The organism is Paenibacillus soyae, assembly GCF_024623455.1.
Classification (GTDB): Bacteria; Bacillota; Bacilli; order Paenibacillales; family Paenibacillaceae; genus Pristimantibacillus; species Pristimantibacillus soyae.
The window spans coordinates 126819-150863 of the sequence record NZ_JANIPJ010000019.1 but is presented as its reverse complement, the minus strand read 5'-3'; the positions used below and the strand labels follow the sequence as shown (position 1 = coordinate 150863).

The 24045-nt window shown below is 58.1% G+C and carries 18 protein-coding genes; 14 read left to right on the top strand and 4 right to left on the bottom strand.

Going from position 1 to position 24045, the window contains the following annotated elements; genetic code table 11:
- The first annotated feature begins 325 nt into the window (after window positions 1–325).
- The 8 genes from NQZ67_RS23160 (at window position 326) to NQZ67_RS23125 (ending at window position 12383) form a co-directional block, all read left to right on the top strand.
- Window positions 326–2110 carry a sensor histidine kinase gene (locus tag NQZ67_RS23160; RefSeq protein ID WP_257450593.1) on the top strand — a complete coding sequence of 595 codons (1785 nt, stop codon included), beginning with the start codon at window positions 326–328 and terminating at the stop codon, window positions 2108–2110.
- On the top strand, window positions 2110–3465 hold the full coding sequence (locus NQZ67_RS23155; RefSeq protein WP_257450590.1) for a response regulator transcription factor: 1356 nt from the start codon (window positions 2110–2112) through the stop codon (window positions 3463–3465). Before NQZ67_RS23160 ends, NQZ67_RS23155 begins: the two co-directional genes overlap by 1 nt.
- Before the next feature lie 185 nt (window positions 3466–3650).
- Entirely contained in the window at window positions 3651–5363 is a 1713-nt protein-coding gene (locus tag NQZ67_RS23150; protein WP_257450588.1) for an extracellular solute-binding protein, read from the top strand.
- A gap of 100 nt (window positions 5364–5463) precedes the next feature.
- Window positions 5464–6318 carry an ABC transporter permease gene (locus NQZ67_RS23145; protein ID WP_306813034.1) on the top strand — a complete coding sequence of 285 codons (855 nt, stop codon included), beginning with the start codon at window positions 5464–5466 and terminating at the stop codon, window positions 6316–6318.
- 27 nt (window positions 6319–6345) lie between these two features.
- Entirely contained in the window at window positions 6346–7230 is an 885-nt protein-coding gene (locus tag NQZ67_RS23140; protein WP_257450584.1) for a carbohydrate ABC transporter permease, read from the top strand.
- Between the two features lie 67 nt (window positions 7231–7297).
- Window positions 7298–9736 carry a glycoside hydrolase family 31 protein gene (locus tag NQZ67_RS23135; protein WP_257450582.1) on the top strand — a complete coding sequence of 813 codons (2439 nt, stop codon included), beginning with the start codon at window positions 7298–7300 and terminating at the stop codon, window positions 9734–9736.
- A 39-nt stretch (window positions 9737–9775) separates the two neighbouring features.
- Entirely contained in the window at window positions 9776–11158 is a 1383-nt protein-coding gene (locus NQZ67_RS23130) for an alpha-amylase family glycosyl hydrolase (RefSeq protein WP_257450580.1), read from the top strand.
- 139 nt (window positions 11159–11297) lie between these two features.
- Window positions 11298–12383 carry a GerAB/ArcD/ProY family transporter gene (locus NQZ67_RS23125; protein ID WP_257450578.1) on the top strand — a complete coding sequence of 362 codons (1086 nt, stop codon included), beginning with the start codon at window positions 11298–11300 and terminating at the stop codon, window positions 12381–12383.
- Window positions 12384–12390: 7 nt separating this feature from the next.
- Here NQZ67_RS23125 and NQZ67_RS23120 read toward each other — a convergent pair whose 3' ends face one another.
- From NQZ67_RS23120 to NQZ67_RS23105, 4 genes are all read right to left on the bottom strand, one after another.
- Window positions 12391–13602, bottom strand: a complete 1212-nt coding sequence (locus tag NQZ67_RS23120) for a Ger(x)C family spore germination protein (RefSeq protein WP_257450576.1) — start codon at window positions 13600–13602, stop codon at window positions 12391–12393.
- On the bottom strand, window positions 13595–15124 hold the full coding sequence (locus tag NQZ67_RS23115) for a spore germination protein (protein WP_257450613.1): 1530 nt from the start codon (window positions 15122–15124) through the stop codon (window positions 13595–13597). The genes NQZ67_RS23120 and NQZ67_RS23115 overlap by 8 nt, the downstream gene beginning before the upstream one ends.
- Window positions 15125–15396: 272 nt before the next feature.
- Window positions 15397–16854: a sensor histidine kinase gene (locus tag NQZ67_RS23110; RefSeq protein WP_257450574.1), complete on the bottom strand. Its 1458-nt coding sequence runs from the start codon at window positions 16852–16854 to the stop codon at window positions 15397–15399.
- Window positions 16851–17525 (bottom strand): response regulator transcription factor, encoded by a 675-nt coding sequence (locus NQZ67_RS23105; RefSeq protein ID WP_257450572.1) that lies wholly within the window; start codon window positions 17523–17525, stop codon window positions 16851–16853. The genes NQZ67_RS23110 and NQZ67_RS23105 overlap by 4 nt, the downstream gene beginning before the upstream one ends.
- A gap of 184 nt (window positions 17526–17709) precedes the next feature.
- Here NQZ67_RS23105 and NQZ67_RS23100 point away from each other — a divergent pair, with 184 nt between their 5' ends.
- The 6 genes from NQZ67_RS23100 to spoIIID all read left to right on the top strand — a co-directional run bounded on the left by NQZ67_RS23100 (window position 17710) and on the right by spoIIID (window position 23975).
- On the top strand, window positions 17710–19275 hold the full coding sequence (locus tag NQZ67_RS23100) for an efflux RND transporter periplasmic adaptor subunit (RefSeq protein ID WP_257450570.1): 1566 nt from the start codon (window positions 17710–17712) through the stop codon (window positions 19273–19275).
- A complete protein-coding gene (locus NQZ67_RS23095; RefSeq protein ID WP_306813027.1) occupies window positions 19272–20036 on the top strand; it encodes an ABC transporter ATP-binding protein in 765 nt (254 codons plus the stop codon). The genes NQZ67_RS23100 and NQZ67_RS23095 overlap by 4 nt, the downstream gene beginning before the upstream one ends.
- Window positions 19978–21150, top strand: a complete 1173-nt coding sequence (locus tag NQZ67_RS23090) for an ABC transporter permease (protein ID WP_257450568.1) — start codon at window positions 19978–19980, stop codon at window positions 21148–21150. The genes NQZ67_RS23095 and NQZ67_RS23090 overlap by 59 nt, the downstream gene beginning before the upstream one ends.
- A gap of 184 nt (window positions 21151–21334) precedes the next feature.
- On the top strand, window positions 21335–22636 hold the full coding sequence (gene spoIID / locus NQZ67_RS23085) for a stage II sporulation protein D (protein ID WP_257450566.1): 1302 nt from the start codon (window positions 21335–21337) through the stop codon (window positions 22634–22636).
- A gap of 200 nt (window positions 22637–22836) precedes the next feature.
- The gene (locus tag NQZ67_RS23080) at window positions 22837–23457 is read left to right on the top strand and encodes a M23 family metallopeptidase (RefSeq protein ID WP_257450564.1); all 621 of its coding nucleotides are present in this window, start codon (window positions 22837–22839) and stop codon (window positions 23455–23457) included.
- A gap of 230 nt (window positions 23458–23687) precedes the next feature.
- Complete coding sequence (spoIIID, locus tag NQZ67_RS23075) at window positions 23688–23975, top strand: sporulation transcriptional regulator SpoIIID (RefSeq protein WP_257450561.1); 288 nt, start codon at window positions 23688–23690, stop codon at window positions 23973–23975.
- The last annotated feature ends 70 nt before the right edge of the window (window positions 23976–24045 follow it).

Here is a 24045-nt window from a genome sequence, read left to right as displayed (position 1 = left end):
TTGCGGATTGGGATCATTCGTGCGAAGCATAAAAAAACACCGCGCTTTCTGTGGGATGGTTACTAACTACATTATACCATATTAACGCGGTGATTTATTGAAGTTTATAACTTTCTCAACAGCCTGGTTATTGCCGCTATTTTTTAAAAATACTCTTGCCCGGAGCCAGAAGAGCCATAGGCAGGCTCAACTACATCATAGCCTGTTCTAAAAAATATCCACCCTCCCTCAAACAAATCGTCCTACTTCGCAAGCGCTTCCGTTTCGGGTTATGATAGCATGGGCGGGGTATACACACACGAGAAAGGGCGGAGCCTTTGCGAATATGACGACTATACGTCTGAACAACGTCACCTTCAAAAATCGAATCATCTTCATCTTTCTGATCAGCAGCTTGGCGCCGTTTATTTGCCTGGGCCTCATCTCCTTCTATACTATAGACTCCATTATCGGCAATAAAGTCGAGGGCGCGCTTCAGAGCAACTTGAAGCAGGACCTGATGACGCTCGAGAATACGCTGAACAATATGAACCATGTGTCGCAGCAGCTGGCATACGGAGGCGGCACCAACCGGCTAATCGAGCAGCTGGAGGCCGAGACGGAGCCTTACGAGCGGCTTCGCCTGAACAACGAGATCCGGACCGAGCTGAACAATATCACGTTCTCCAATCCGAACATCGGCCTGCTCCTGTTCTACAATCCTGACGAGAAACAATACGGCTTCGAGAACTTCCGCGTCCGCGGCGACTTCAACCCGGGAGGCCTGCCGCTGCTCGCGGAGTATCCCGAGATTACCTATTACGGTCCGCATCTCAGCTACAACGGCTCCATTAACCAATTCGTGTTCAGCATCATGCGCAAAGTGAATTTGCCGGATCAGAACCTGTATCTCTACATAGAATCGGGGCGGGGCGCGCTGACGTCGCTGTTCGCGCCTCAGAACCGCAAGGAGAGCTCGCGCCGGCTGCTGCTGCTGGATAACGACGGCCGCATCGCGTTCAGCGAAGTGCCGGGCGTATTCGCGGAGCAGGCCCAATTCCCGGATACGAATCCGAAATCGCTGTCGGGCAATGCCGGCGGCTACTTCTGGAACAAGGAAACAAGCAACCAAGGCTGGAGTCTGGTCTCCGTCGTGCCGGAGGGCGAGATCAATCAGGAGCGCAACCGCTGGCTAGCGCAAATTTTGGGCATCTTCCTGCTGTTCGTCATACTAGCCGTATTCGTCGCTTGGCTGCTATGGAAGATGGTGTATCGTCCGCTCGACAAGTTCCACCGCGAGATCAAGTCGCTCATCCATTCGAACGAACGGGAGCATAAGGAGCAGACGAACATTCCGGAGTTCGACTACTTGCTCTACCAGACCCGAAGTATGAAGCGGAAAATATGGGCGCTCTACGACGAGATCGAACAGAAGGAGAAGCGGCGCGCGGACCTCGAGGTCGAGAAGCTGCTGTACCAGATCAATCCGCATTTCCTCATGAACACGCTCGATACGGTTCACTGGCTGGCCGTCATGAACGGGCAGAAGGAGATCGACAAGCTGGTGCTCAGCCTCAACAAGCTGCTCTTCTACAATCTTGGCAAAATGGGGGAAACGTCGACGATCGGAGACGAGATCGAAGCTCTGAAGGAATACCTGCAGCTGCAGCAGATCCGGTACGACTTCCAGTTCGACGTGGACATCGACGTCGACGAGCAAAGCCTTGGTCTGCCGAGTCCGAGGTTCCTGCTGCAGCCGATGGTCGAGAACGCTCTGTACCACGGCGTAAGCGACGACGGATATATCTATGTCGGGGTGGCGCTGCAGGAGGACGGGCTGCAAATTACCATTCAGGATAACGGAGCGGGCATGAGCGCGGAGACGATCGACCGCCTGCTGGACGAGGACACCGGGGACAGCCACAAGGTCGGCATGGGCATCGGGATGAAATACGTAAAGCGCATCCTGCAAGCGAGCTACGGCGAGGAGGCGAAGCTGCGCATCCGCAGCGAGGTGGGGAAAGGCACGGTCGTCTCCTTGCGGCTTCCGGTCTCCAAGCAGCCCTCTCTGACCGTTCCGGCGGCTGTCCCGCCATCCATGCCATCCGCACCGAAAGGAGAACAGACGTGATGATACGCGTATTGATCGTGGACGATGACAAGCTGGTGCGCAAAGGAATCGCTTCCTCCATGCCTTGGGCGGCGTTCGGCATGGAGATCGTAGGCGAGGCGAACAATGGGGAGAACGCGCTGAAGTTTATGGAAGCGAACGCTGTGGATTTGCTTATGACGGACTTGTCCATGCCGGTCATGTCCGGCATCGAGCTGATGCGCATCGTGCGGGAGCAATATCCCCATGTGCAGATCGTCGTGCTATCGCTGCATCAGGATTTCGAATACGTGCAGGAGGCGCTCCGGTTGGGGGCGATCGACTACATCGCGAAAATCCAGCTGGAACAAGAGCAATTCGAAGAAGTGCTGGGCCGCGTCGTCAAGCTGATGGGGAGGAAGGAAGGCGCGAAGAGCGCGGCGGTGCAGTCGGAGCCCGACCCGTTAGGCGGCGCCGAGCTATTCGTATATTATTCGCTGAATCCAAGCCTCGACGAGACGCAGGCCGAGCTGGGGGTACCCGAGCGCGCCGCGGAAGCGGAGCCCGGCATCTGGTACGCCGCCGCCGGTCCGGCCGGCTCGAACGCGAGTCCGCAGCCGAGCTTGGCAGCCGTGCGGTTCCGCGGATTGACCGGCCTGGACCGCAAGTCGGTGCTGCAGCTGATTCGGGCATACGGCAAAAAAGATTTGTTTTACGATTACCGTCCAGAAGCAGCTTATGCCGAGGTGGACGCGGCGGAGTGCGCGGCCCGCGACAAAGCGGGAGGCGCCGCGCCGATTGAAGAGCTGAAGGAGAAGTGGGCCGCCGCGGATTGGATCTATGAGGACCAGGCATTCCGGACCCAGCTGGAGGAGCTGAAGGTTCTGCGAATGCCGCCGGTCCGGCTCGTCCGGATCTTCTATTCGCTCACCGACGAGTGGAACCGGCTGTACCAAGCCATTCTCGATCATCCGATCGCGATGGAGGATTTCTTTCCCAGCTGGCACCGGTTCTGCGAGTGGCTGCTGGAAGTGCGGGAGCGCATCAGCCGGGCGGGCGCCAAGCCGCTGTTCTCGCCGGAAATCCAGAACAGCATCGTCAAGGCGATGAACCTCGTCCAGCAGCGGATCCATGAGCCGGTTTCCTCCGCGGAGATCGCGCAGATGGTCAATATGAGCGGCAGCTATTTCAGCCAATGCTTCAAGCAGTACGTCGGCCAGACGTATACCGACTACGTGCGGGACATTCGGATGGAGCGGGCCAAGGAACTGCTTCGCAGCACGAACAAGACGATCCAGTGGGTCGCGGAGCAGATCGGCTACACCGACGAGAAGTATTTCAGCCGCTTGTTCAGGGAGCATACGGGCATCCTGCCGAGCGAATTCAGGCAGCAGTAAGGCCTCGGCAAGCATTCGAGTAGGAAAGCGTGCGGAAACAGGGTAGACGTTTTTCGCTCGCTTTCTTTTTTTATGCGAAAATTCTCTACCCCTTCCTCGAATCCCTCTCTATCTCGGGCCGCGGGAAGCGCGTGATATAGTGGGATTGTCGAAGAAAACAACGATCATTCCTAAGGGGGATACACATGAAAAAAGCCATTTTCTCCGCATTGGCTGTCTTAATGGCTACGGCGAGCATCACGGCTTGCAGCAGCAATAGCGGCAAAAACGGCAGCAACGGCGGCAGCTCGGCGGCGCCTGACAGCAACGCGGGCTCCGGCAATACGCCTGTCGCAGAGGAGGTCATTGATCCGTTCGCGAAATTCGAGACGCCGATGGAGGTGTCCATCGGACGCGGGATCGACCCGAACTACAAATACGACGGCACCGATACGGCCGAGGAGAATGTCTACACGCGCTGGCTCAAAGATAAATATAACATCGTCGTGAAGCATGCATGGGAAGCGGCTACCGGCAACGACTACCAGCAAAAAGTAAGTCTTGCCATCTCCAGTAACGATCTGCCGGACGCGCTGGTCGTCAACGAAACACAGCTTCGCCAAATGGTGAAGGCCGGTCAGCTGGCCGACCTGAAGGAAGTATACGAGAAATACGCGAGCCCCGAGCTGAAAGCGGTGTATGATTCCAACCCGGGTCTGCTCGACAGCGTAACGTTCGACGGCAAGCTGTATGCCTTGCCAGAGACGACTCTGCCTTCCGCTCCGATGACGTGGATCCGCAAGGACTGGCTCGACAAGCTGGGTCTGGAAGGTCCGAAGTCCCTCGAGGACCTCGGCAAGATCGCGCAAGCGTTCAAAGACAACAAGCTGGGCGGCGAGAACACGGTCGGCATCGTCGGCACGCAGCAAGGCGGTTCGCTGTCGTCGAACTTCTTGGCTTCGACGGACCATTGGTATAACTTCTCCCCGCTGTTCTTCGCGAACGACGCGTATCCGGGCATCTGGGTGAAGGATAAGGACGGCAACGCGGTGTACGGCTCCATCACGGAAGAGACGAAGAAAGCGCTGACGATGATGAGAGACTGGTACGCCAATGGCATCCTGGACAAAGAGCTGGGCATTCGCAAATCGACGGCCGAAGTGGTGGCAAGCGGTCAAACGGGCATTTTCTTCGGCCCATGGTGGTCGGCTTACAACCTGGCCGATTCGATGGCGAACGACCCGAACGCGAACTGGAGACCTTACGCCGCGCCTCTGAACGAAGCGGGTCAATTCAACTCCAACCAAGCGACGGGCAGCAGCTATATCGTCGTAAGCAAAAACGCCGAGCACCCGGAAGCGGTCATCAAGATGACGACGCTGCACAAGTGGGGCAAGGACGAAGAGTACAAGACGCTGACGGCCGGCAAAGAAATGACGTCCCAAGAAGTGCCGCTGTTCCTGATCCTGGGCGCCGGCGACCAATTGGAGTACGCGGTTAATACGCTTCGCAAAGTACTGACGGACGAAGTGAAGGTCGAGGAAGTCGACAGCATCAATTACGGCTGGGCGTACGAGATGGCGCAGCACGTCAAAGCGATCAAGAAAGAGCCGTTCGACAACTACGATATCCAGCATTTCGACCAGCAAGCGGATCCGGGCTTCTTCACGCACATCTATGCGCATCTGAACGGCGGCTCGACGTTCGTCGACGCGAACATCAACTGGGTGCGCAGTATCGCGACCGCCCAGACCAAGACGATGGAATCCCGTTGGACCAACCTCAAGAAGCTCGAGGACGAGACGTTCCTCAAGATCATCATGGGCAGCGCCGACATCAGCGCGTTCGACGAGTTCGTCGCGAAGTGGAAGGACCAAGGCGGCGACAAAATTACGGAAGAAGTCAACGAGCTTAAATAGGACGACGGATCAAGACGGGCGCAGCAGTCGCTCGTCTTGATCTTCTAAGAGGGGAGTGGAGAGAGTGATACCTAGGAGTTTCGCCAAACATTTCTACATCATGCTGATTCCCGGACTGATCTGGTTAATCTTCTTTAACCTCTATCCCATGTACGGAGTCATTACCGCGTTCAAGGAATTTAATCCCGGCATCGGCCTCTGGAAGTCGCCGTGGGTCGGTCTCGAGAACTTCGAGTATATGTTCGAGCTGGACGACAGTAAGATCATCTTCCGCAACACGGTGGCGATCGCGTTCGCCAAGATGGTCGGCAATCTGATCGTGCCGCTTGTGTTCGCCTTAATGCTGAACGAGGTGAAAAACCGGCTGTTCACGCGCACGGTACAGACGATCGTGTACCTGCCCCACTTCCTGTCGTGGGTCATCGTCGGCGGCATGATGCTGGACATCTTCTCGTATTCGGGTCCGGTGAACCAGATTTTGTCCGGTCTCGGCGCGGAGCCGGTCCTGTTCTTCGCCAGCGCGGACGTCTTCCCGGCGCTTATCGTCGGCAGCGATATCTGGAAGGAGTTCGGCTTCAACGCGATTATCTTCTTCGCGGCGCTGACGTCGATCAATCCCGAGATGTACGAAGCGGCGGCCATCGACGGCGCCTCGCAGTGGCAGCGGCTGCTCAAAATTACGCTGCCCAGCATTCTGCCCGTCGCGGCGCTGCTCGCGACGCTTAGTCTCGGCAATATTTTGAACGCGGGCTTCGACCAAATCTTCACGATGTATAATCCGTCCGTCTACTCGACCGGCGATATCGTCGACACGTGGGTGTACCGCGCGGGCCTCATCGATTTCCAATACGGACTCGCATCGGCCGTCGGCCTGCTCAAATCGGTGGTCGGGCTCATTCTCATAACGGTCTCGTACGCGCTCGCTTACCGGTTCGCGAACTATCGGATTTTCTAAAATATATAGAGGCAGGAGTGGATAGACATGATCGCCGAACGAACGCTCACCGCGAGGTTGTTCAACGGGTTGAATCTCATACTGTTGATCGTCATCACGCTGCTGTGCCTGATCCCGGTCTGGTACACGCTGTCGATCTCGCTCAGCGACAAGGCCGCGGCTGCCGCGGGACAGGTGTTCCTGTGGCCCAAAGGGCTGACGCTGGGCTCTTATCACACAATTATGGAGGATACCCAGTTTTTCCGATCGTTCGGCATTTCGGTGCAGAGGGTGATCTATGGAGCGGCCATCGCGTTTTTCGTGATTCTGCTCATGGCGTACCCGCTGTCCAAGACGTCGAAGGAGTTTAAGCCGAGGAACATCATTATGTGGGCGCTGATCTTCGCGATGCTGTTCAACGGCGGCCTCGTGCCGTGGTTTCTGACAATGAAGTCGCTCGGCATGATCAACAATATTTGGGGCTTGGTGCTCGGGGGCGGCTTGCCGGTTTTCAACGTCATCCTGGTCATGAACTACCTTCGGAACATGCCGAAGGAGCTGGAGGAATCCGCTTTGATGGACGGCGCGGGACCGTGGCGCATTCTGTTCAGCATCTGCTTGCCGTTGTCCGTGCCGGTGCTTGCCACCATCCTCGTGTTTACGATCGTGTATCATTGGAATGAATTTTTCCAGGCGCTTGTGCTGATGAACAAGTCCGAGATGTATCCGCTGCAGTCGTATATTAAGCAGGTTGCGGTCGTCATCGATCCGACGAAGATGGACGAAGAGGCCGTGAAGCGCATGTCGGATCTGTCGAACCAGACGCTGAACGCGGCCAAAATTTTTATATCCATGCTGCCGCTGCTCGTCATTTACCCGTTCCTGCAGAAGTATTTCGTCAAAGGCATAACGCTTGGTTCGGTGAAGGGATAGCGACAATGGGGCGCCATTCGGGAGAGGATGGCGTTTTGCATAGATGCTTACAGGGAGGAAGAGATAGATGTTGACAAGCGAGGCGATCAGCCCGGATAAAGTGGTGGAAAAAAAGGGAACGTACGGCGCCCATTCGCTGGGCGCGGCGACCGGGATGTCGCGGCATGAGGGCGGCATGACCGTGACGGCGGAGCATGGCTGCCTGGCCGTCCGGGTCGTCCGGCACGGATTGATTCGAGTTAAGCTGTTCGTTGGAGCCGGAGCCGAAGCGCCCGGCTTGGATATGGGGACGACGGTTGCCGTTGTGGAGAGCGCAGAAGAAGAGACGGCGTTCAAGTTGAGAGAAAGCAAGGAGGCGTATTTCCTCGAGACGGAGGCGGTCAGCGCCATCGTGGACAAGAGCGACTGCTCGATCCGGTTCGTGGACCGCTCCGGGCGAGTCGTTGCGCATCAGCGCGGCATGCTGTGGAACGAGAAGAATGCCGTGACGGGCCTGTTCGCCGCGTCGAGCCAAGTTCGCTATTACGGCCTCGGCGAGAAGACGGGCAGCCTGGACAAGAAGGGCGAGCGCTACGAGATGTGGAACAGCGACGTGTATGCGCCGCATGTGCCGGAGATCGAGGCGCTGTACCAATCGATTCCGCTGCTCATCGCGCATGAACCGGCGGCGGCGTACGGCGTGTTCCTGGACAATCCGGGACGAACGTTCTTCGACATGCGCAGCGAAGAAGACGGGTATCTGATCCAGACGGAGACGGGAAGCTTCGATTATTATTTCATCTACGGTCCGCAGCTGAAGGACGTAGTTGGTAGCTACACATCGCTGACGGGACGAATGGAGCTGCCGCCGCAGTGGGCGCTCGGCTACCATCAGTCGCGCTACAGCTACATGTCGCAGGAAGAGGTGCTGGAGCTGGCGCGCACGTTCCGCGAGAAACAAATTCCGTGCGACGTTATTTATTTGGACATTCATTACATGGAAGGGTACCGGGTGTTCACGTTCGATCCCGAGCGGTTCCCGGATCCGAAGGCGATGATCGCCGAGCTGAAGGAGATGGGCATCCGCATCGTGCCGATCGTCGATCCCGGCGTGAAGCTGGATCTGAACTACGAGGTATTCAGAGACGGTGCCGCGAACGGTTATTTCTGCCGCAAGCAGGACGGCGAGCCGTTCGTCGGACCGGTGTGGCCGGGCCAAAGCGTGTTCCCCGACTTCACGGAAGACCGCGTCGCCGAATGGTGGGGCGATCTGCACAAGTTTTATACGGAGATGGGCATCGAGGGCGCTTGGAACGACATGAACGAGCCGGCGGTGTTCAACGACAGCAAGACGATGGACACGGATACGGTTCACGGCAATAACGGAAACCCCGTAACGCATGGGGAAGTTCATAACCTGTACGGGCTGCTCATGTCCAAAGCGACGTTCGAAGGCATCGGACGCCATATCGGCGGCAACCGTCCGTTCGTCTTGACCCGCGCCGGATACGCTGGCATTCAACGGTACGCGGCGGTATGGACGGGCGACAACCGCAGCTTCTGGGAGCATATGGCCATGGCGATGCCGATGGTATTGAACCTCGGTCTGTCGGGCGTATCGTTCGCCGGACCGGATATCGGCGGCTTCGCGCATCACTGCAGCGGGGAGCTGCTGGCCCGATGGACGCAGATGGGCGCGCTATTCCCGTACTGCCGCAACCATAGCGAGCTGCGCTCGATCCGGCAGGAGCCTTGGAGCTTCGGCCCGGATATCGAGGCGATCTGCCGCGAGTATATCGGGCTGCGCTACCGCCTGATGCCGCTTATTTATAGCGTGTTCCGCGAGTCGGCGGAGACGGGCTTGCCGGTCATTCGCCCGCTCGTGCTCGAATATCCGGACGATCCGAACGTATCTAATCTGTGCGATCAGTTCCTGCTCGGCAGCCAGCTGCTCGCGGCGCCAATCTATCGTGCGGGCACGGATCACCGTTCCGTCTACCTGCCGGCCGGGGTATGGCACGACTATTGGACGGGCGAGAGGCTGGAGGGCGGCCGCCATGTGCTGGCGTACGCGCCGCTTGAGAGGATGCCGCTGTACGTGAAGGAAGGCGCTATTATTCCACACGCGGAGGTCGCGCAGTCGACGGCGGAGCTAGGCGGAGCGGACGCCGCTTCCGATGTTCTGGCGTTCGACTTGTACGCCTCCGGCAGCTCGGCTTCCGCATTCGAATATTACGAGGACGACGGCTTGACGGTCGGTTACCGCGAAGGAGCTTATAATTTGCATCGTTTGGGGCTTGAAGTCGAGCAGGGGAGCATCGCGCTTCATGTGGAGACGGCGCATGCCGGCTTTGACGGTGCCAGAGGCTCATGGCGTCTAACGTTCAAGCAGCTGCCGTTTGCCCCTTCGGCTGTGGAAGGACTGCCATCCGGCGAGGATGCTTGGCGGTTTAACGCGGAGGCCAACGAGCTGACGGTAACGACCCGGAGACCGGTAGAGGAGCTGCGGCTCGTTATTCATTCTTAAGGAACGGATGGTGGAACGATGCGAAGGGGAGTGAAATGGATGGTCGCGATACCCTTGATAGCCTCCTTGCTGGGGCTGTCCGCTTGCACGTCGGATAACGGGGAAGAGCCTGCGGAGCCGGTGAAGGAACCGGTTCGGCAGCAGCAGGGCGCGCCGACGCCGGAGTGGGCGGCGAAGGCGGTCATGTACGAGGTGAACGTGCGGCAGTATACGGAGGAAGGCACGTTCAAGGCGTTCGAAGCGCATCTGCCCCGCTTGAAGGAGATGGGCGTCGATATTCTGTGGTTCATGCCAATCCATCCGATCTCGGAGACGAAGCGGAATGGAGCGCTGGGCTCCTACTATGCGGTGGATGACTTCAAAGCGGTCAACCCGGAGTTCGGCACGGCGGAGGATTTCAAAGCTTTGGTGAACAAAGCGCATGAGATGGGGTTTAAGGTACTGCTTGATCTCGTTGCGAACCACACCGGCTGGGACAACGCGTGGACGGCGAACGAAGGCTGGTATACGACGGACGAAGCGGGCAATATCGTACAGCCGCCGGGCACAAATTGGGCGGACGTAGCGGATTTGAACTACGAAAACGAGGATATGCAAGCCGCGATGATCGACGCCATGACGTATTGGGTCGAGGAATTCGATATCGACGGCTACCGCGCCGACTACGCGGGGGGCGTGCCGACTCCGTTCTGGGAGAAGGCGCGGGCCCAGCTGGAGAAGGTGAAGCCAGTATATATGCTGGCGGAGGACGATCAGCAGATCGGTCTGCTGCGCAGCGCGTTTAACGCCAATTACGGCTGGCAGCTGTACAACGTCCTGAACCGCGTGGCCAAAGGAATCGGCAACGCCGAACAGGTGAAGCTGTACGCGGAGCGGCTTGCAACAACCTATCCGGCGGGCACTTACCCGCTCAACTTCACGTCGAACCACGACGAGAACTCGTGGGTAGGGACGGAGTACGAGCGTATGGGCGAAGCGGTGAAGCCGATGGCGGCGCTCACGTTCACGCTTCCGGGCATGCCGCTCATCTATTCCGGTCAGGAAGCGGGGCTCGATAAACGGCTGCTGTTCTTCGACAAGGACGAAATTGCGTGGGAGGACTTGTCCATGCAGTCGTTCTACCAGCAGCTGACCGCGCTCAAGCATGACAATCCGGCGCTATGGAACGGCAGCGCGGGCGGTCCCTTCCGCTCTCTCGAGGATGGCGACGACCGGCTGCTCGCCTTCGAGCGGACCAAGGATGGCAACACGGTTGTCGTCATCATGAACCTGTCCGCCGAGCAGGCTGCCGGCACCGTCGCCCTCGGCGAGCTCTCGGGCGAGTACCAGGCCTTCAACGACGGCTCCGCGGCGGAGCTGGCCGCGGAGCATGCGGTGGACCTCGCGCCATGGGCGTATGAGATTTACGCGAAGAAAGAATAGACGGGTATTCGGGCAAGCCTGCACTTCGGTGCAGGCTTGTTCTGTTGCTCCGGGAAATCTGCTCCTATTGCCGCCAAAGTGACTACCATTTCTATCCATGGTCAATAATAACGGAAGCGCAGGGGGGGAAGAAGCTACGATGACCCGGATATCCATTTATCAATTATTCGCGATGACTTTCATATTCCAATTGGGCACGACCATCATATTCGGCTTCGGAGGCTCGGCCGGCCGGGATGCTTGGATTAGCGAGCTTATTTCCTGTTGTCTGGGCGTCTGCATGATTCTGGTCTACCTCCTCTTAATGAGGATGAATCCGGGGTTAACGCTTGTCGAGTGGTTCCCGAAGCAATTCGGGCGCTGGATCGGAACGCCGCTGGCGTTGTTGTATCCGCTTATGGGACTATATGTGGTGGGACGGATTGTGGCGGATATTCGCGATATGGTGTCGACAGCCGTATTGCCGAATACGCCGCTTCTTGTCATCTCGGGGGTATTCGTCTTGATCATAGCCTATTGCGTATACGGGGGCCTTGAGATTGTTTCGCGTCTCGGAGAGCTGTTTCTTCCCATCGTCTTGATCTTATTTGGCATCGAGGTCATCCTTCTGTGCAGCTCCGGCGTCCTTCAACTCAATAATTTATTGCCCGTTCTGGAGGACGGGTGGGGACCGGTCTGGGAGGTTGTCTATCCATCGGGCATTACGCAATCCTTTGGGGAAACGCTCATTCTTGCCATGTTCTGGCCGGAGACCGAATACCCGGACAAAGTGATGAAGGTTACGATTCTCACCACGTTGCTGTCCGGGCTCATGATCACAAGCTTTAACCTATTGGCGATTCTCATTTTCGGGGACATGTTTTCGAGCTTTCTGTACCCTCTGTACACCTTGCTGAGCTTGATTAGCATCGGAGATTTTATCGAAAACCTGCAAATGATCGGCGTCCTCTATTTTCTCATGATGGCGCTTCTGAAAAGCGTCGTTCACATGCTGGCGGCGTTAAAAGGCATTCAGAAGCTGACGGGAATGAAGAGTCACCGCAAGCTGGTCATCCCGGCATGCGCCATCGCGCTGCTCCTGGGGGTGACCATGTCCCAGAACATTGCCGAGCATGTATACCGTCACCACTTCGAAATACTCGTGCCGTATATTTGGGTGCCCTTGCTCCTGGTCCTGCCGGCCATTCTTCTCCTCGTGGCTTGGCTTCGGCAATGGAAGAAATAAACCATCATTATTTTTTGATTTCGTTAGGATTCAAATGCAAGGAAGGTCCCGTAATGCCGATCCTCCGGACCGTCAGCTTCGTGTTCACGGAAATATCGGCTTCGCGGAACACCGCTTCCCAGTCTTCCCTTATCGATTTCCATAAGGGCAAGTTTTTTCTGCGAATGACATCGCTGAAGCCGAACACGTCCGTCCCATACTTTTGCTGCACCTTGGTAATCGTTCGAAGGGCGTGCTCTTCCACTTGTTTGTTCAGCGTGTTCTCCAGCAGGGTGATATGGTCCGGATTCGTAAGGTCGAGAGGGGTATTATTCTCCCGGATCGCTCCTTTTCCCGTTAACGTGACATGGATATGCAGATTGCCTCCTTGGGCAATCGGTTCAATCTTCTGGCCTAACTTATACAGGTCCATGCTGACGTTGCCTGCCTCTTGCGGTAATTTGGCTGATACCTCTATCTCCTTTAGCTTCCCGGATATCCATCGCATGGCTCTGCCCTCCTCTACGCTCAAGAATCCGACCAGCTTCAGCTCTTTATTAAAAATACCGGGGCCGGCGATTCGAAATCCCTCTATATCCGATTTGTCTCTCAGGCCCCCGTCTTGCGGGGGAGGGTTCATGCCAATCGAGACTGAGGGCAGATAGGGTGAAGTTCCTTCGCTGGTCGCGGAGAGCAGAAAGTGCAGAAACCCCATTTCCGCGGAGGTTCCCACCTGGTTGTATTCTCCGAGTACCCCAAGTCCCGGGATGTTCTCCAAGGGGTACGACACCTTCAGGAGATCCTTGGCAGTGCTTCCCTTCACGACGAATAGATCGGTTCGCAGCTTAAGATTCGGATCCCGCGTGTAGGTATCGAGGACATCCTTGATCCCCTGTCTGGCCATGGCTTCCCCGATTACGATGACGCGCCTATGGCCGCGGAATACTTGGCGGGAAAGCTTGGCCTGTATCCGCTTGACCGCGTCGAGCGTATTCATCCCGTCGCCGGCCACGACGAAATAAGGTTTTCCTTCGCCTCCCCCGCCTGCGCCGTCGCCCTGCCCGCCGCTTATTTTCGAAGGGTTGATCACTTGGGCGCTGATCATTATTTTTTTGTTCGGGGCTTTGTCGATGCCCCAAGCGAGCTCGATAGCAAGGTCGTTGACCTCCGAGCTGTCCCAACAACCGGTTATGAGTAGAAGAGAGAGCATGACGCAGAGGGTTCTCCAAATCCTATTCATCGTTTGCTTCTCCTTTGTTTGGACTTGGCTGCTGGCCTTTCGGGATACGCGTCTTGTTCCCTCCGGAGAAGAGTGCCGGCCGCTGGTTCATGCTCCATCTGGGTGCGCGTATGAATACATCTTTCAGGCTAAGAGGGATTTGCGGAACGACCGGACTCATATAGGGAACGCCAAACGATCGCAAACCGAGCAGATGGATGATCATGAGGAACAGGCCGCCTATTATGCCGTATAAGCCAAGCACTCCCGACAATATCAGCAGCGGGAAACGCAGGAGCCGGTAGGCGGTCCCGAAGTTATAGCGGGGGATGGCGAACGACGCGATCCCGGTCGTGGCTACAATAATGACGACAGGCGCGGATACGATACCTGCTTGGACGGCGGCTTGGCCGATGACGAGCGCTCCCACGATGCTGACGGCGGAGCCGACGGCTTTGGGCATGCGGATCCCCGCCTCCCGGAGTCCCTCGAACATAAACTCCATCAGCAGCGTCTCGACAAAGGTCGGGAACGGCACGCCTTCCCGGGAATTCGCGATGCTGATGAGCAGGTTCATGGGGATCAGCTGCTGATGGAAAGTGGAGAGCGCCACGTACAGGGACGGAAGAAGCAGGGCGATATTAAACAGAGAGTACCGGATGAACCGAACGAATGTCGTGTAGATGGATCGCTCGTAATAATCCTCAACCGCCTGCAGGCCGATCCAGAAGGTCATCGGAACGATCAACGCGAAGGGGGTGTTATCGACGATGATCGCGACCTTCCCTTCGAGCAGACTGGCACATACGATGTCGGGGCGTTCGGTATTCTGAATTTGCGGGAAAGGCGACCAAGTGACATCCTCGATAAATTCTTCGATAAAACCCGATTCCAGCACCCCGTCGATCTGAATCCGGCTGATTCGATTGCGGACTTCCTCCAGAATCGTATTCGAGACGACTCCTTCTATATAAGTAATGACGACATCCGTCTGAGTAAGCTGACCGATCGTCAGCGATTCCATCTTCAGCTTCGGACTGCGGAGCCGCCTGCGGATGAGACCCGTATTAATGCGCAGATTTTCGGTAAATCCGTCCCGGGGTCCGCGGACGGAAACTTCGGCGGCCGGCTCCTCCACCGCGCGTTTCTCGAAGCCCTTAAGATCGGCGATGACCGCCTGGTTTTCCCCGTCGACCAATAAGGCGATATTGGCTTTCAGAACCCCTTCCATAACATCGTTGATCGTGGTCACGGTCTGAAGCTGCGCAATGGCGACCAGCTGCTCCTGTATGATCTGGCAGGAAATCGGGGCCGCGCTCGGGCTGGCGGGTGCCGCGTGATAGAGAATGGGCATTAACACGGCTTGATCCAACGTTTTGCTGTCGATTAAACCATCCGTATAAAGTAAGAGTACGCTAGGATTGCCGGAGATGGGGCGAAAATTAATGTCGGAGCAGCCTCGGAACGTATCCCTGAGCTTCGTTTCGTTCGATGCAAGCTCCGTGCTTAAGGCGACGATTTGTTCTTCTTCGGGGAGGGGGATTCCGGCCGGCTTGGCCGGATCGGTCTTGCTGCCGGAATGCGAATGTTTTTGACTCTTGAACCAGCGCAACGCCTACTCCTCCTTCGGTTTCTGTTGCTTTGCTTTTAGTGGAGTAGTATATCCAACAGTGGAAAAATTAACAAAAAGTTGGTTGGCGGGGTTGCAGGAAATAGAGGGGCGAGGGCGTCTAAATGTGTTTGGATGGCGGGTCTGAGTGAAATAGAGGCGCCAGAGGTGCCTAAATGTGTTTGGAGGGCGGGTTTGGGCGCTGCCTAACCCATAGGCAGCGCTACTGTGAACTTTGCGCCGGGGGCGTCCGGCGGCGAATCGTCCAGGCGGATCGTGCCGCCATGGAGCTCGACGATCTTGCGGGCGATGGAGAGGCCGAGCCCGCTGCCGCCGGCATTGCGGTTGCGTGAGGGGTCGGCCTTGTAGAAGCGCTCGAAGATGCGCTCGCGGTCCACCTCGGCGACGCCTACGCCGGAGTCTGCGACTTCGACGACCGCGGTGTCGCCGCGCTGCGCGAGCGTGACGCGAATCTCGCCACTGGCCGGCGTGAACTTGATGCTGTTCGTCAGGAGGTTGCTCCATACGCCGCTGAGCAAATCTTCATCGCCTTTCACCGTGAGCGGCTCTAGAACCAGCTCGATGGAGATCGCCTTCGACTGCCATGCGGGCTCGCAGGCAAGCACCAGCCGGCGCAGCTGCTTGTCCAGCCGGAATGCGGCCGGGTAGTAGGGGTGATGCTGCGAGTCGAGCGAGGACAGCTTCAGCAGATTCTCGCACAGCTTGGACAAGCGGCTGCTCTCCTGCTGGATGATGCCGACATAGCGGTCGCGGTCGTGAGCCGTCACGTCATCGCTCCGCAGCGCCTCGGCGAAGCCGTTGATGGATGTAAGCGGCGACTGAAGCTCATGCGAGACATTGGCGACGAAGTCCTGGCGCATCGTCTCGAGCCGCGAGAGGCTGAGCGCCATCGCGTTCATGCTTTCGGCCAGCTTGCCGAGCTCGTCCCTTCTGTGCGCGGCCAGGCGGATCGCGAAGTTGCCGGCGGCCATCGAGACGGCCGCTTCGTTCAGCTGCTTAATCGGCCTGACGAGATAGCGGGCCGCGATCACGATCAGAATGGAGCCGATCGCGAGCAGCGTCAGCAGCAAAGTAACGGCCGTCCAGACGAAGTTGCTGTTCGCCGGGAAGCGCTCCGGCAGAACGAACATCGCCCAGCTCTCGCTGCCCAAGGAGACGAGTCTGCCAATGGCAGGCGGCGGCGGGAAGCTGCCTTCTACCGCCTCGCCTCTTACGGCGACACGCGCGACGCTGCCCGACAGCACCGCCGGCAGCTCGGGCGCTTCCGCCAGTCTGGCCTGCAGCATGTCGGCATTCTGCCCCGCCGTGATGAAGTCGCGTTCCTGGTTGACCGCAGCGATTGATATATGATGAGCGCCTGCTACTTCCTTCAGGAACGACTCAAGCGAAGCCGGATCCGACACTTCGTGCAGCTGCTCGATGATGCCGAAGGTGCTGTCGATCTCCTGCATCATGGAGCCCCGGGACTGCTGCTGGAACAGCGCGCTGGTAAGCCAGTACGACAGTCCGATGCTGATAACCACGACAATAAGGAAGGTCGCCATAATTCGCGAATACAAGGATCGGAACAGAGGAAAGCCGCCGGCAGGAAGCCAATTCCGCCATCCCGCCTGACGCCATCGCGTGCGCAAGACCCGGATCATGGCAGAATCTCCAGCCGGTAGCCGAGTCCCCGCACCGTCGTGATGCGGAATCGGTACCGCTCCTCCGCGAAGCGGTCTCTCAGCCTTTTAATATGGACGTCGACCGTCCTCTCGTCCCCCTCGTAATTGACGCCCCACAGCTGCTCGATCAGATCGTCGCGCGCGAACGTTTTGCCGGGATAGCTGGCCAGCTTGAACAGAAGCTCGAATTCTCTCGGCGGCAGCGAAATATCCTCTCCGCCCGCGGTCATGCGGAAGTCCGACATATCCATCGTAACGGCCCCGAACGTAATCCGCTGGGAGGCGGCAATGCGGAATCTCCGCAGCAAAGCCTTGACCCGGGCCAGCAGCTCCGGCGGGTCGAACGGCTTCACCATGTAATCATCCGCTCCGAGCTCGAGTCCCCGTACCTTATGGGCGGTCTCGCCTTTGGCCGTCAGCATCAACTTCGGGAAGTCATAGCTTCCTCCGAGCGCCGAGCATAGCGTCCAGCCGTCCATCCGCGGCATCATGACGTCGATAATGGCCAGATCGGGTCTTACGGCTTCCAGCTTGTCCAGCGCGTCCACGCCGTCCACGGCCTCCACGACCTGATGGCCGTCTCTCTTCAGGAATAACGAAATCAGCTCGCGGATATTCGCGTCATCATCCACGACTACGATCTTGGGCATACGTTTCCCCTTCCCCGACAGTTGGTACGGTTATCGTACCTTAGCAAGCTGAGTCCAAGCTGAAAGAAAAATAAAAATTGGCTGAATATGCCTCCCGGATATGGCCCCTGCCGCGTTCATTTTGCGTTCACGAACCTGTGCTAGAGTGGGCGGAAAACGTACTATGGAGGGTGGAGATCAGCCGATGAAAAAATGGAAGCTATGGGTAGGACTCTCGATCGTCCTCGTCGCCGCGGGCTCGGGGGGCGCTTATTATTACCTCAAGCCGGACAAGCTGGCGGCCGCAGAGGAAGCGACGTCGATGACGGCGCAGGCGACGAGAAGCAATCTGGAGCTCAAGATCAGCGCGACGGGAAGCGTCGTGGCCAATTCCCGCGAGACGGTTACCTCCGGCATTACCGGGGCGATCGAGCAGCTGCATTTTAAGGTGGGGGACCGCGTCAAGGCGGGGCAGGTGCTGGCGACCTTCGAGCCGGAGAAGGACTATGAGAAGGAAATATCCAATCTGCAGACGAGCATCGACAGCAAGCAGCAGCAGCTCGAGGAGTACCAGACTCAGTACAAGGAAGCGACGGGTACGGAGAACGAGGAAGAGACCAAGGATAAAGTGTCGACGTCCATCGAAAGCGTGAAGCTGGAGATCGCGCAGCTGCAGGAAGACATGTCCGACCTCTACGAGGAGCAGCAGGATGTGCCGCAGGTAGTGGCGACGGTGGATGGCGAGGTGACGGAGAGCGCGGTGTCGGTCGGCGACGAGGTCAGCCCGAATACGGTTATTGCCGAGATCGTCGATTATGAGCTGCTCGAGTTCGTCGTATCGGTCGACGAGCTGGACATTCCGTCCGTGAAGCTGGGCCAAACGGCGCAAATCCACTTGAACGCGCTGACGGACCGAACGTTCGAGGGGACGGTGTCGGAGATCGCTCGCGAAGGCTCCAGCACCGGCGGCGTGTCGGCGTACGAGGTCCGCTTGCTTATGAAAGAAATCGAGGGCGTCCTGACGGGAATGTCGGGCGAAGCGGATATCGTGCTGGAATCGCGCGAAAATGTTGTCGTGGTGCCGGTCGATGCCGTCGTCGAGATGGGCAGCCGGACGTTCGTCCGCGTGCCGGGCGGCGAAGAGGGCGAGGCGGCGGCTGGTGCCGCAGGAGTATTGACGGGCCGACCGAACGGCAGCGCGTCGGGACAATCGGGCGGCGGAACAGCGGACGGCGATGCCAAAATAGGTACGGACGCGGGTGCGGGCGGAGCGGCTCCGAACGGCGGAACGGCGGGCGGCGAAGGCCAGCCCGCGCAGCGTCCAAACGCCGGCGATGCCGGGCAAGGCGCATCGGAAGCAAGCGGCAGCGCTCCGCAAGCCGGAGACGCGACGGCGCAGCAGGGAGCGGGCGCAGGCGGACGCGGGCAAATGCCGGGCTTCGCGCAAGGCGAAGGCGCCGCTCCGCAAGGCGGAGGACGCGGTGCCGGCTTTGGCGCTCTGGCCGGCATGGAAGGCCAGCTTGTCCCCGTCGAGATCGGCATCAGCAATGATACGTATGTCGAGATTATTTCCGGACTCGAAGAGGGTGACGAGGTGCTCGTTCCGCTGCCGCAAGGAACGGTGGGCATGGGCTCGGATGCGGAGGACAGCGTTCAGATGATGCCGGGCATGGTCATGCCGGGCGGCGGCTTCCAAGGCGGCGGCGGGTTTGCCGGCGGTGGCGGTGGCGGCGGTTTTACCCGAGCGAACGGCATGGGAGGCGCACGATGATAGGCACGAAGCAGGACGCCCTGATCGAGATCACCCAACTTGTCAAACAATATGTGATGGGCCGGGAAACGGTAACCGTGCTTAAGGGCGTATCGCTAAGCGTATACCCTGGCGATTTTGTCGCGATCGTAGGGCCTTCCGGCTCCGGAAAATCGACGATGATGAACGTCATCGGATGCCTCGATACGCCGACCGACGGCAGCTATAAGCTGGACGGAACCGAGGTGCGGGGGCTCAGCGACAACAAGCTGGCGGATATTCGGAACAAGAAGATCGGGTTCATCTTCCAAGGCTTCCATCTGCTGCCCAAGCTTACCGCGCTCGAGAACTGCGAGCTGCCTCTAATCTACAGGGGATTGCCGGCCAAGCAACGCAGGGAGATGGCAATGACGGCGCTCGAGCAGGTCGGTCTCGGGGAGCGGGTTCATCATAGACCAAGCGAGCTGTCCGGCGGCCAACAGCAGCGGGTAGCCATTGCCCGCGCTCTGGCGACGAACCCGCCGATTCTGCTGGCGGACGAACCGACCGGCGCGCTCGATATGAAGACGGGGCAGGAAGTGCTCTCTTTAATAGAAGAATTGAATCGCAAGGGCCATACGATCGTGCTCATTACGCACGACATGGACGTGGCGAAGCGGGCCGGCCGGACCGTCGTCATGCGCGACGGCGAGCTGACCGAAACGGTAGGAAGGAGGGAGACGCATGAAGCTCAGCCAAGGCTTCCGGATGGCGTTCAAGAGCGTCTGGTCGAACAAGCTTAGAACGGCTCTCTCCATGCTCGGCATTCTAATCGGGGTAGCGACGGTCATCGCGCTCGTCGGGATGGGCCAAGGCTCCAAAAACCAGGTCGAGCAGCAGGTCGCCAGCCTCGGCACGAATTCGTTGTCCGTTACGATTACGGGGCGGGGAACGGCGACCTCGCTGTCCCTCGAGGACGCGCTGGCTCTCGCCGACATTTCGAATATCGAAGCGGTTGCTCCGACGGTGAGCGGCAACGCGACGGTCAAATACGAGAAGACTAGCACGGACGTCACGGTTGAAGGCATCACGGGGCATTACGAGACCGTCAACGATTTCAGCGTGCAGTCGGGTCGCTACATCGCGCCGGTCGACGTTCGGAATACGCAGAAGGTCGCTCTTATCGGCGTTGATACGGCGACGGAGCTGTTCGGCAGCGATGACCCCGTCGGCGAGGTTATTGCGGTCAACGGCAGCCGGTTCACGATCGTCGGGCTGCTGGAGTCCAAGGGCAGCTCGCTTACCGGCTCCAACGACGAGAAGATTCTGATCCCGATCACGACCGCGCAGAAAATGTTCGACTCCGTCGGCGTCCGCAGCATCAGCATCAAAGTCGAGGATTTGGACCGGATGGACCAGACCGTGGCCGCTTTGGAGGCGAGCCTGCTCGAAACGTTCCGCGGCGACGACAGCAGCTACCGGGTGTTCAATCAGGAGGACGCGGTCGAGACGCTCAACTCGGTCAACGAAACGATGAACACGATGCTGCTGTACGTGGCGGCGATTACGCTCGTCGTCGGCGGCATCGGCGTCATGAACATTATGCTCGTGTCGGTGACGGAGCGGACGCGGGAGATCGGCATCCGCAAGTCTCTCGGCGCGAAGCGCAGAGACATTCTCTTTCAATTCCTCGTCGAGGCGGTCGTCATCAGCGGCATCGGCGGAGCGCTCGGGATCGGCGCCGGGTTCCTCGGCTCCGAAGCTATCGGCATCGCGAACGGCACCGATACGTCGGTTCCGCCGCAGACCGTCGCCATCGCCTTCGTTTTCTCGGCCGTCGTCGGCGTCGTCTTCGGCATTTTCCCGGCGAACAAGGCGTCCCGGCTGAAGCCGGTCGACGCGCTGCGGCATGATTAAGCAAGCAATAACATAGAGCCTCGCAGGCATGCAGCCGTTAGATGAGAGATTTCTCAATTTGAGTCTATCCTAGTAAACCGCCTCATAGAATGAAGTATCCGGACGCGCAGTCGAGAGAGACGTCCAGCAAGGCGCCGGAATGCTTGCGAGCGCGGCGCCCATTGAAGGGGGCGGTTTGATTAGGATGGAAGTTTGGATTGCTAGAATACGGACAAGCAGCAGGAAGATCGCGCAAGCGCGCAGCTGGTGGATCGTCTTCGGAGTGGGAATTGCCCTAGGCGCCACCGTATTCGGAATGAAGGCCGCTCTGCAGGAAGGCGTGAAGCCGGAGGCCGAGCAAACAGCGGCTTCCCGCGAGGAGCTGAGCAAGCTGTGGAGCGGCGCGGTCGAAATTCCTTACGTGAGGCGGATGACGTACGAGCAGTCGCCCGTCAGCCAGCCGACGCGGGAGCAGCAAGGCCAATCGCCTGCCGGCTCGGCGAATGAACCGGCCAAGCCTCCGGAGGAGACAGCGCAGAAGCCGGAAGAGGAAGCCTCCGGGAGCAAAGGACCCGAAGTCGAGACGCAGTCGGCCGAGGCGGTTGGCGACAAGAGGGAGGAGCTCAAGCCTCCCGCGAAGACGGCGCTCGACGGAGTGAAGGTAAGGGTCTATTTGACCGACCGGAAGAAGATAGAGACCGTTCCTCTCGAGACGTACGTCATGGGCGTGCTCGCGGCGGAGATGCCGATCGACTTCCACCTCGAAGCGCTGAAGGCTCAGGCGGTCGCGGCGCGCACGTACATCGTCCGGCGGCTGTCGGCCGGCGGAAGCGCCGGAGAGGCGGATGTGCTAGATACGGTGCAGCATCAAGTCTATCTTTCGAAGGACGAGCTGGCGAAGCGCTGGAAGGGCGAAGCGAAGAAGGACAATCTCGCAAAGCTGAAGCAGGCGGTGGAAGGAACGCGCGGCATGATCATGACGTACGAGGGGGAGCCGATCGAAGCGGCATTCTTCTCTACCAGCAACGGCTATACGGAGAACTCGGAGGACTACTGGGAGCAACCGCTGCCTTACTTGCGAAGCGTGGCCAGTCCGTGGGACCAAGAGATTTCCCCCCGGTACGAGGCGGAGGTGTCGTTCACGCTCGCCAAGTTTTACCGCGCGATGGGACTCTCTGGGAAACAGGCGGGAAGCAAGCCTTCTATGAAAGTGACGAAGTGGACGGACGGCAAGCGGATCGCGGAAGTGAAGATTAACGGGAAGACGTTCAGCGGCAGGGAGGTGAGAGAGAGTCTCGGACTGGCTTCCTCTCATTTCAGCTGGAAGATTGGCAAGGACGGCATCGTCTTCACGACCTACGGACTCGGCCACGGCGTCGGCATGAGCCAGTGGGGCGCCAACGGAATGGCGCGGGAAGGGAAGCCGGCGCGGGAGATTCTGGAGCACTATTACTCGGGCGCGAAGCTGGAACAAGCTTCGAAGATACCAAATCGGACAAACTCTTAAAATTTGATATCCCTCACGTATAAACCTAGCAATACTGGCAACAATGGCTAGTGAGGTGATAACAAATGAATGATCAAAACAAACCAAAGCAAAGACCAGAAGAAGCTCCTAAAAACTCTCTGGGAGCAGCATCTGCCGCGAACTCTAGCAGCGGACTAAGGAAACTATTCGCAAAGCGTTGGGTTTCCCCCGCAATCTTCATGGCCGCAGCGGCAATTATCGTAACCTTAATGTGGATCTATCAGGGTTCGGATCCGGCCAAGGAGACAACCGGCCAGATTGACTCTGAAGTGACGCAAGAGGACGGTAGCGAGGAAGTGCAAGGCGGTACGAACGAAGGCGGGAACGGCGAAGAGGCAGTAGAAGTTATCGCGGACGCCAGCAAAATGACCTGGCCGGTAGGCAACTTCGAAGCTCTGCAAGTGGAAACGAAGTTCTACGACAAGAACGCGAGCGAAGCGGACAAAGAAGCGGCGCTCATCCAAGTGAACAACGAGATCTCGCCGCATACGGGCATCGACTTCGTCGATCCCAACGGCGAAACGTTCGAAGTCATGGCGGCGCTCGAAGGAGTCGTATCCCATGTGGAGCTGCATCCGACGAACGGCTATATTGTCGAGATCGACCATGGCAACGGCCTGGTTACGGTGTACCAAAGCTTGACGGACGTTCAAGTTGAAAAAGGCGAAGAAGTCGGTCAAGGCACGGTTATCGCGCAAGCGGGCCGCAGCGACCTCGAGAAGGATCTCGGCGTGCATCTTCACTTCGAAACTCGCCTGAACGGCGACACGGTCAACCCAAGCAACTACATAGCGGAATAAAGCCGGCGGCCAGCATAAGGCCGCAGGGCAAGGCGGAGGATGAGATCCTCCGCTTTTTTTGCGTTGATTGTTGAGTATTCGGACCCGTCCTAACCGCGTATTATAGGCCTTCGAGAGGGCTTCGGATGAAAATTTCCTGCAATTCGGGCTTGTCACGCTTGGACACAAAGAATATATACCCACTCCACTCATATAATGTACCAAACTATCTCGAGTAGGGAGGCGGGAACGTGCACGATTACATCAAAGAGCGGACCATTAAAATAGGCCGATGCATCGTGGAAACGAAGCATACGGTGCGAACGATCGCCAAAGAGTTCGGCGTGTCCAAAAGCACGGTTCACAAGGACTTGACCGAACGGTTGCCGGAGATAAACCCCGACCTGGCAGACCAGGTGAAGCACATTCTCGAGTACCACAAGTCGATCAGGCATCTTAGAGGAGGAGAAGCGACGAAGATCAAGTACAAGAAGACCAGCGCGAAGAAGCGGGAAGTGCTTGCGGCGGGCAAAGTTTAACTCTTTTCCCAATGAGATTATCCGATTATTTTTTACATCCGGTAGAGGATTTTAGACTTATTTGACGAAT

Excerpts from the sequence above, each read along its gene's own strand:
- NQZ67_RS23160 (WP_257450593.1), top strand. The coding sequence starts at position 326 with ATGACGACTATACGTCTGAACAACGTCACCTTCAAAAATCGAATCATC.
- NQZ67_RS23155 (WP_257450590.1), top strand. The coding sequence starts at position 2,110 with ATGATACGCGTATTGATCGTGGACGATGACAAGCTGGTGCGCAAAGGA.
- NQZ67_RS23150 (WP_257450588.1), top strand. The coding sequence starts at position 3,651 with ATGAAAAAAGCCATTTTCTCCGCATTGGCTGTCTTAATGGCTACGGCG.
- NQZ67_RS23145 (WP_306813034.1), top strand. The coding sequence starts at position 5,464 with ATGCTGATTCCCGGACTGATCTGGTTAATCTTCTTTAACCTCTATCCC.
- NQZ67_RS23140 (WP_257450584.1), top strand. The coding sequence starts at position 6,346 with ATGATCGCCGAACGAACGCTCACCGCGAGGTTGTTCAACGGGTTGAAT.
- NQZ67_RS23135 (WP_257450582.1), top strand. The coding sequence starts at position 7,298 with ATGTTGACAAGCGAGGCGATCAGCCCGGATAAAGTGGTGGAAAAAAAG.
- NQZ67_RS23130 (WP_257450580.1), top strand. The coding sequence starts at position 9,776 with ATGGTCGCGATACCCTTGATAGCCTCCTTGCTGGGGCTGTCCGCTTGC.
- NQZ67_RS23125 (WP_257450578.1), top strand. The coding sequence starts at position 11,298 with ATGACCCGGATATCCATTTATCAATTATTCGCGATGACTTTCATATTC.
- NQZ67_RS23120 (WP_257450576.1), bottom strand. The coding sequence starts at position 13,602 with ATGAATAGGATTTGGAGAACCCTCTGCGTCATGCTCTCTCTTCTACTC.
- NQZ67_RS23110 (WP_257450574.1), bottom strand. The coding sequence starts at position 16,854 with ATGATCCGGGTCTTGCGCACGCGATGGCGTCAGGCGGGATGGCGGAAT.
- NQZ67_RS23105 (WP_257450572.1), bottom strand. The coding sequence starts at position 17,525 with ATGCCCAAGATCGTAGTCGTGGATGATGACGCGAATATCCGCGAGCTG.
- NQZ67_RS23100 (WP_257450570.1), top strand. The coding sequence starts at position 17,710 with ATGAAAAAATGGAAGCTATGGGTAGGACTCTCGATCGTCCTCGTCGCC.
- NQZ67_RS23095 (WP_306813027.1), top strand. The coding sequence starts at position 19,272 with ATGATAGGCACGAAGCAGGACGCCCTGATCGAGATCACCCAACTTGTC.
- NQZ67_RS23090 (WP_257450568.1), top strand. The coding sequence starts at position 19,978 with ATGAAGCTCAGCCAAGGCTTCCGGATGGCGTTCAAGAGCGTCTGGTCG.
- spoIID (WP_257450566.1), top strand. The coding sequence starts at position 21,335 with ATGGAAGTTTGGATTGCTAGAATACGGACAAGCAGCAGGAAGATCGCG.
- NQZ67_RS23080 (WP_257450564.1), top strand. The coding sequence starts at position 22,837 with ATGGCCGCAGCGGCAATTATCGTAACCTTAATGTGGATCTATCAGGGT.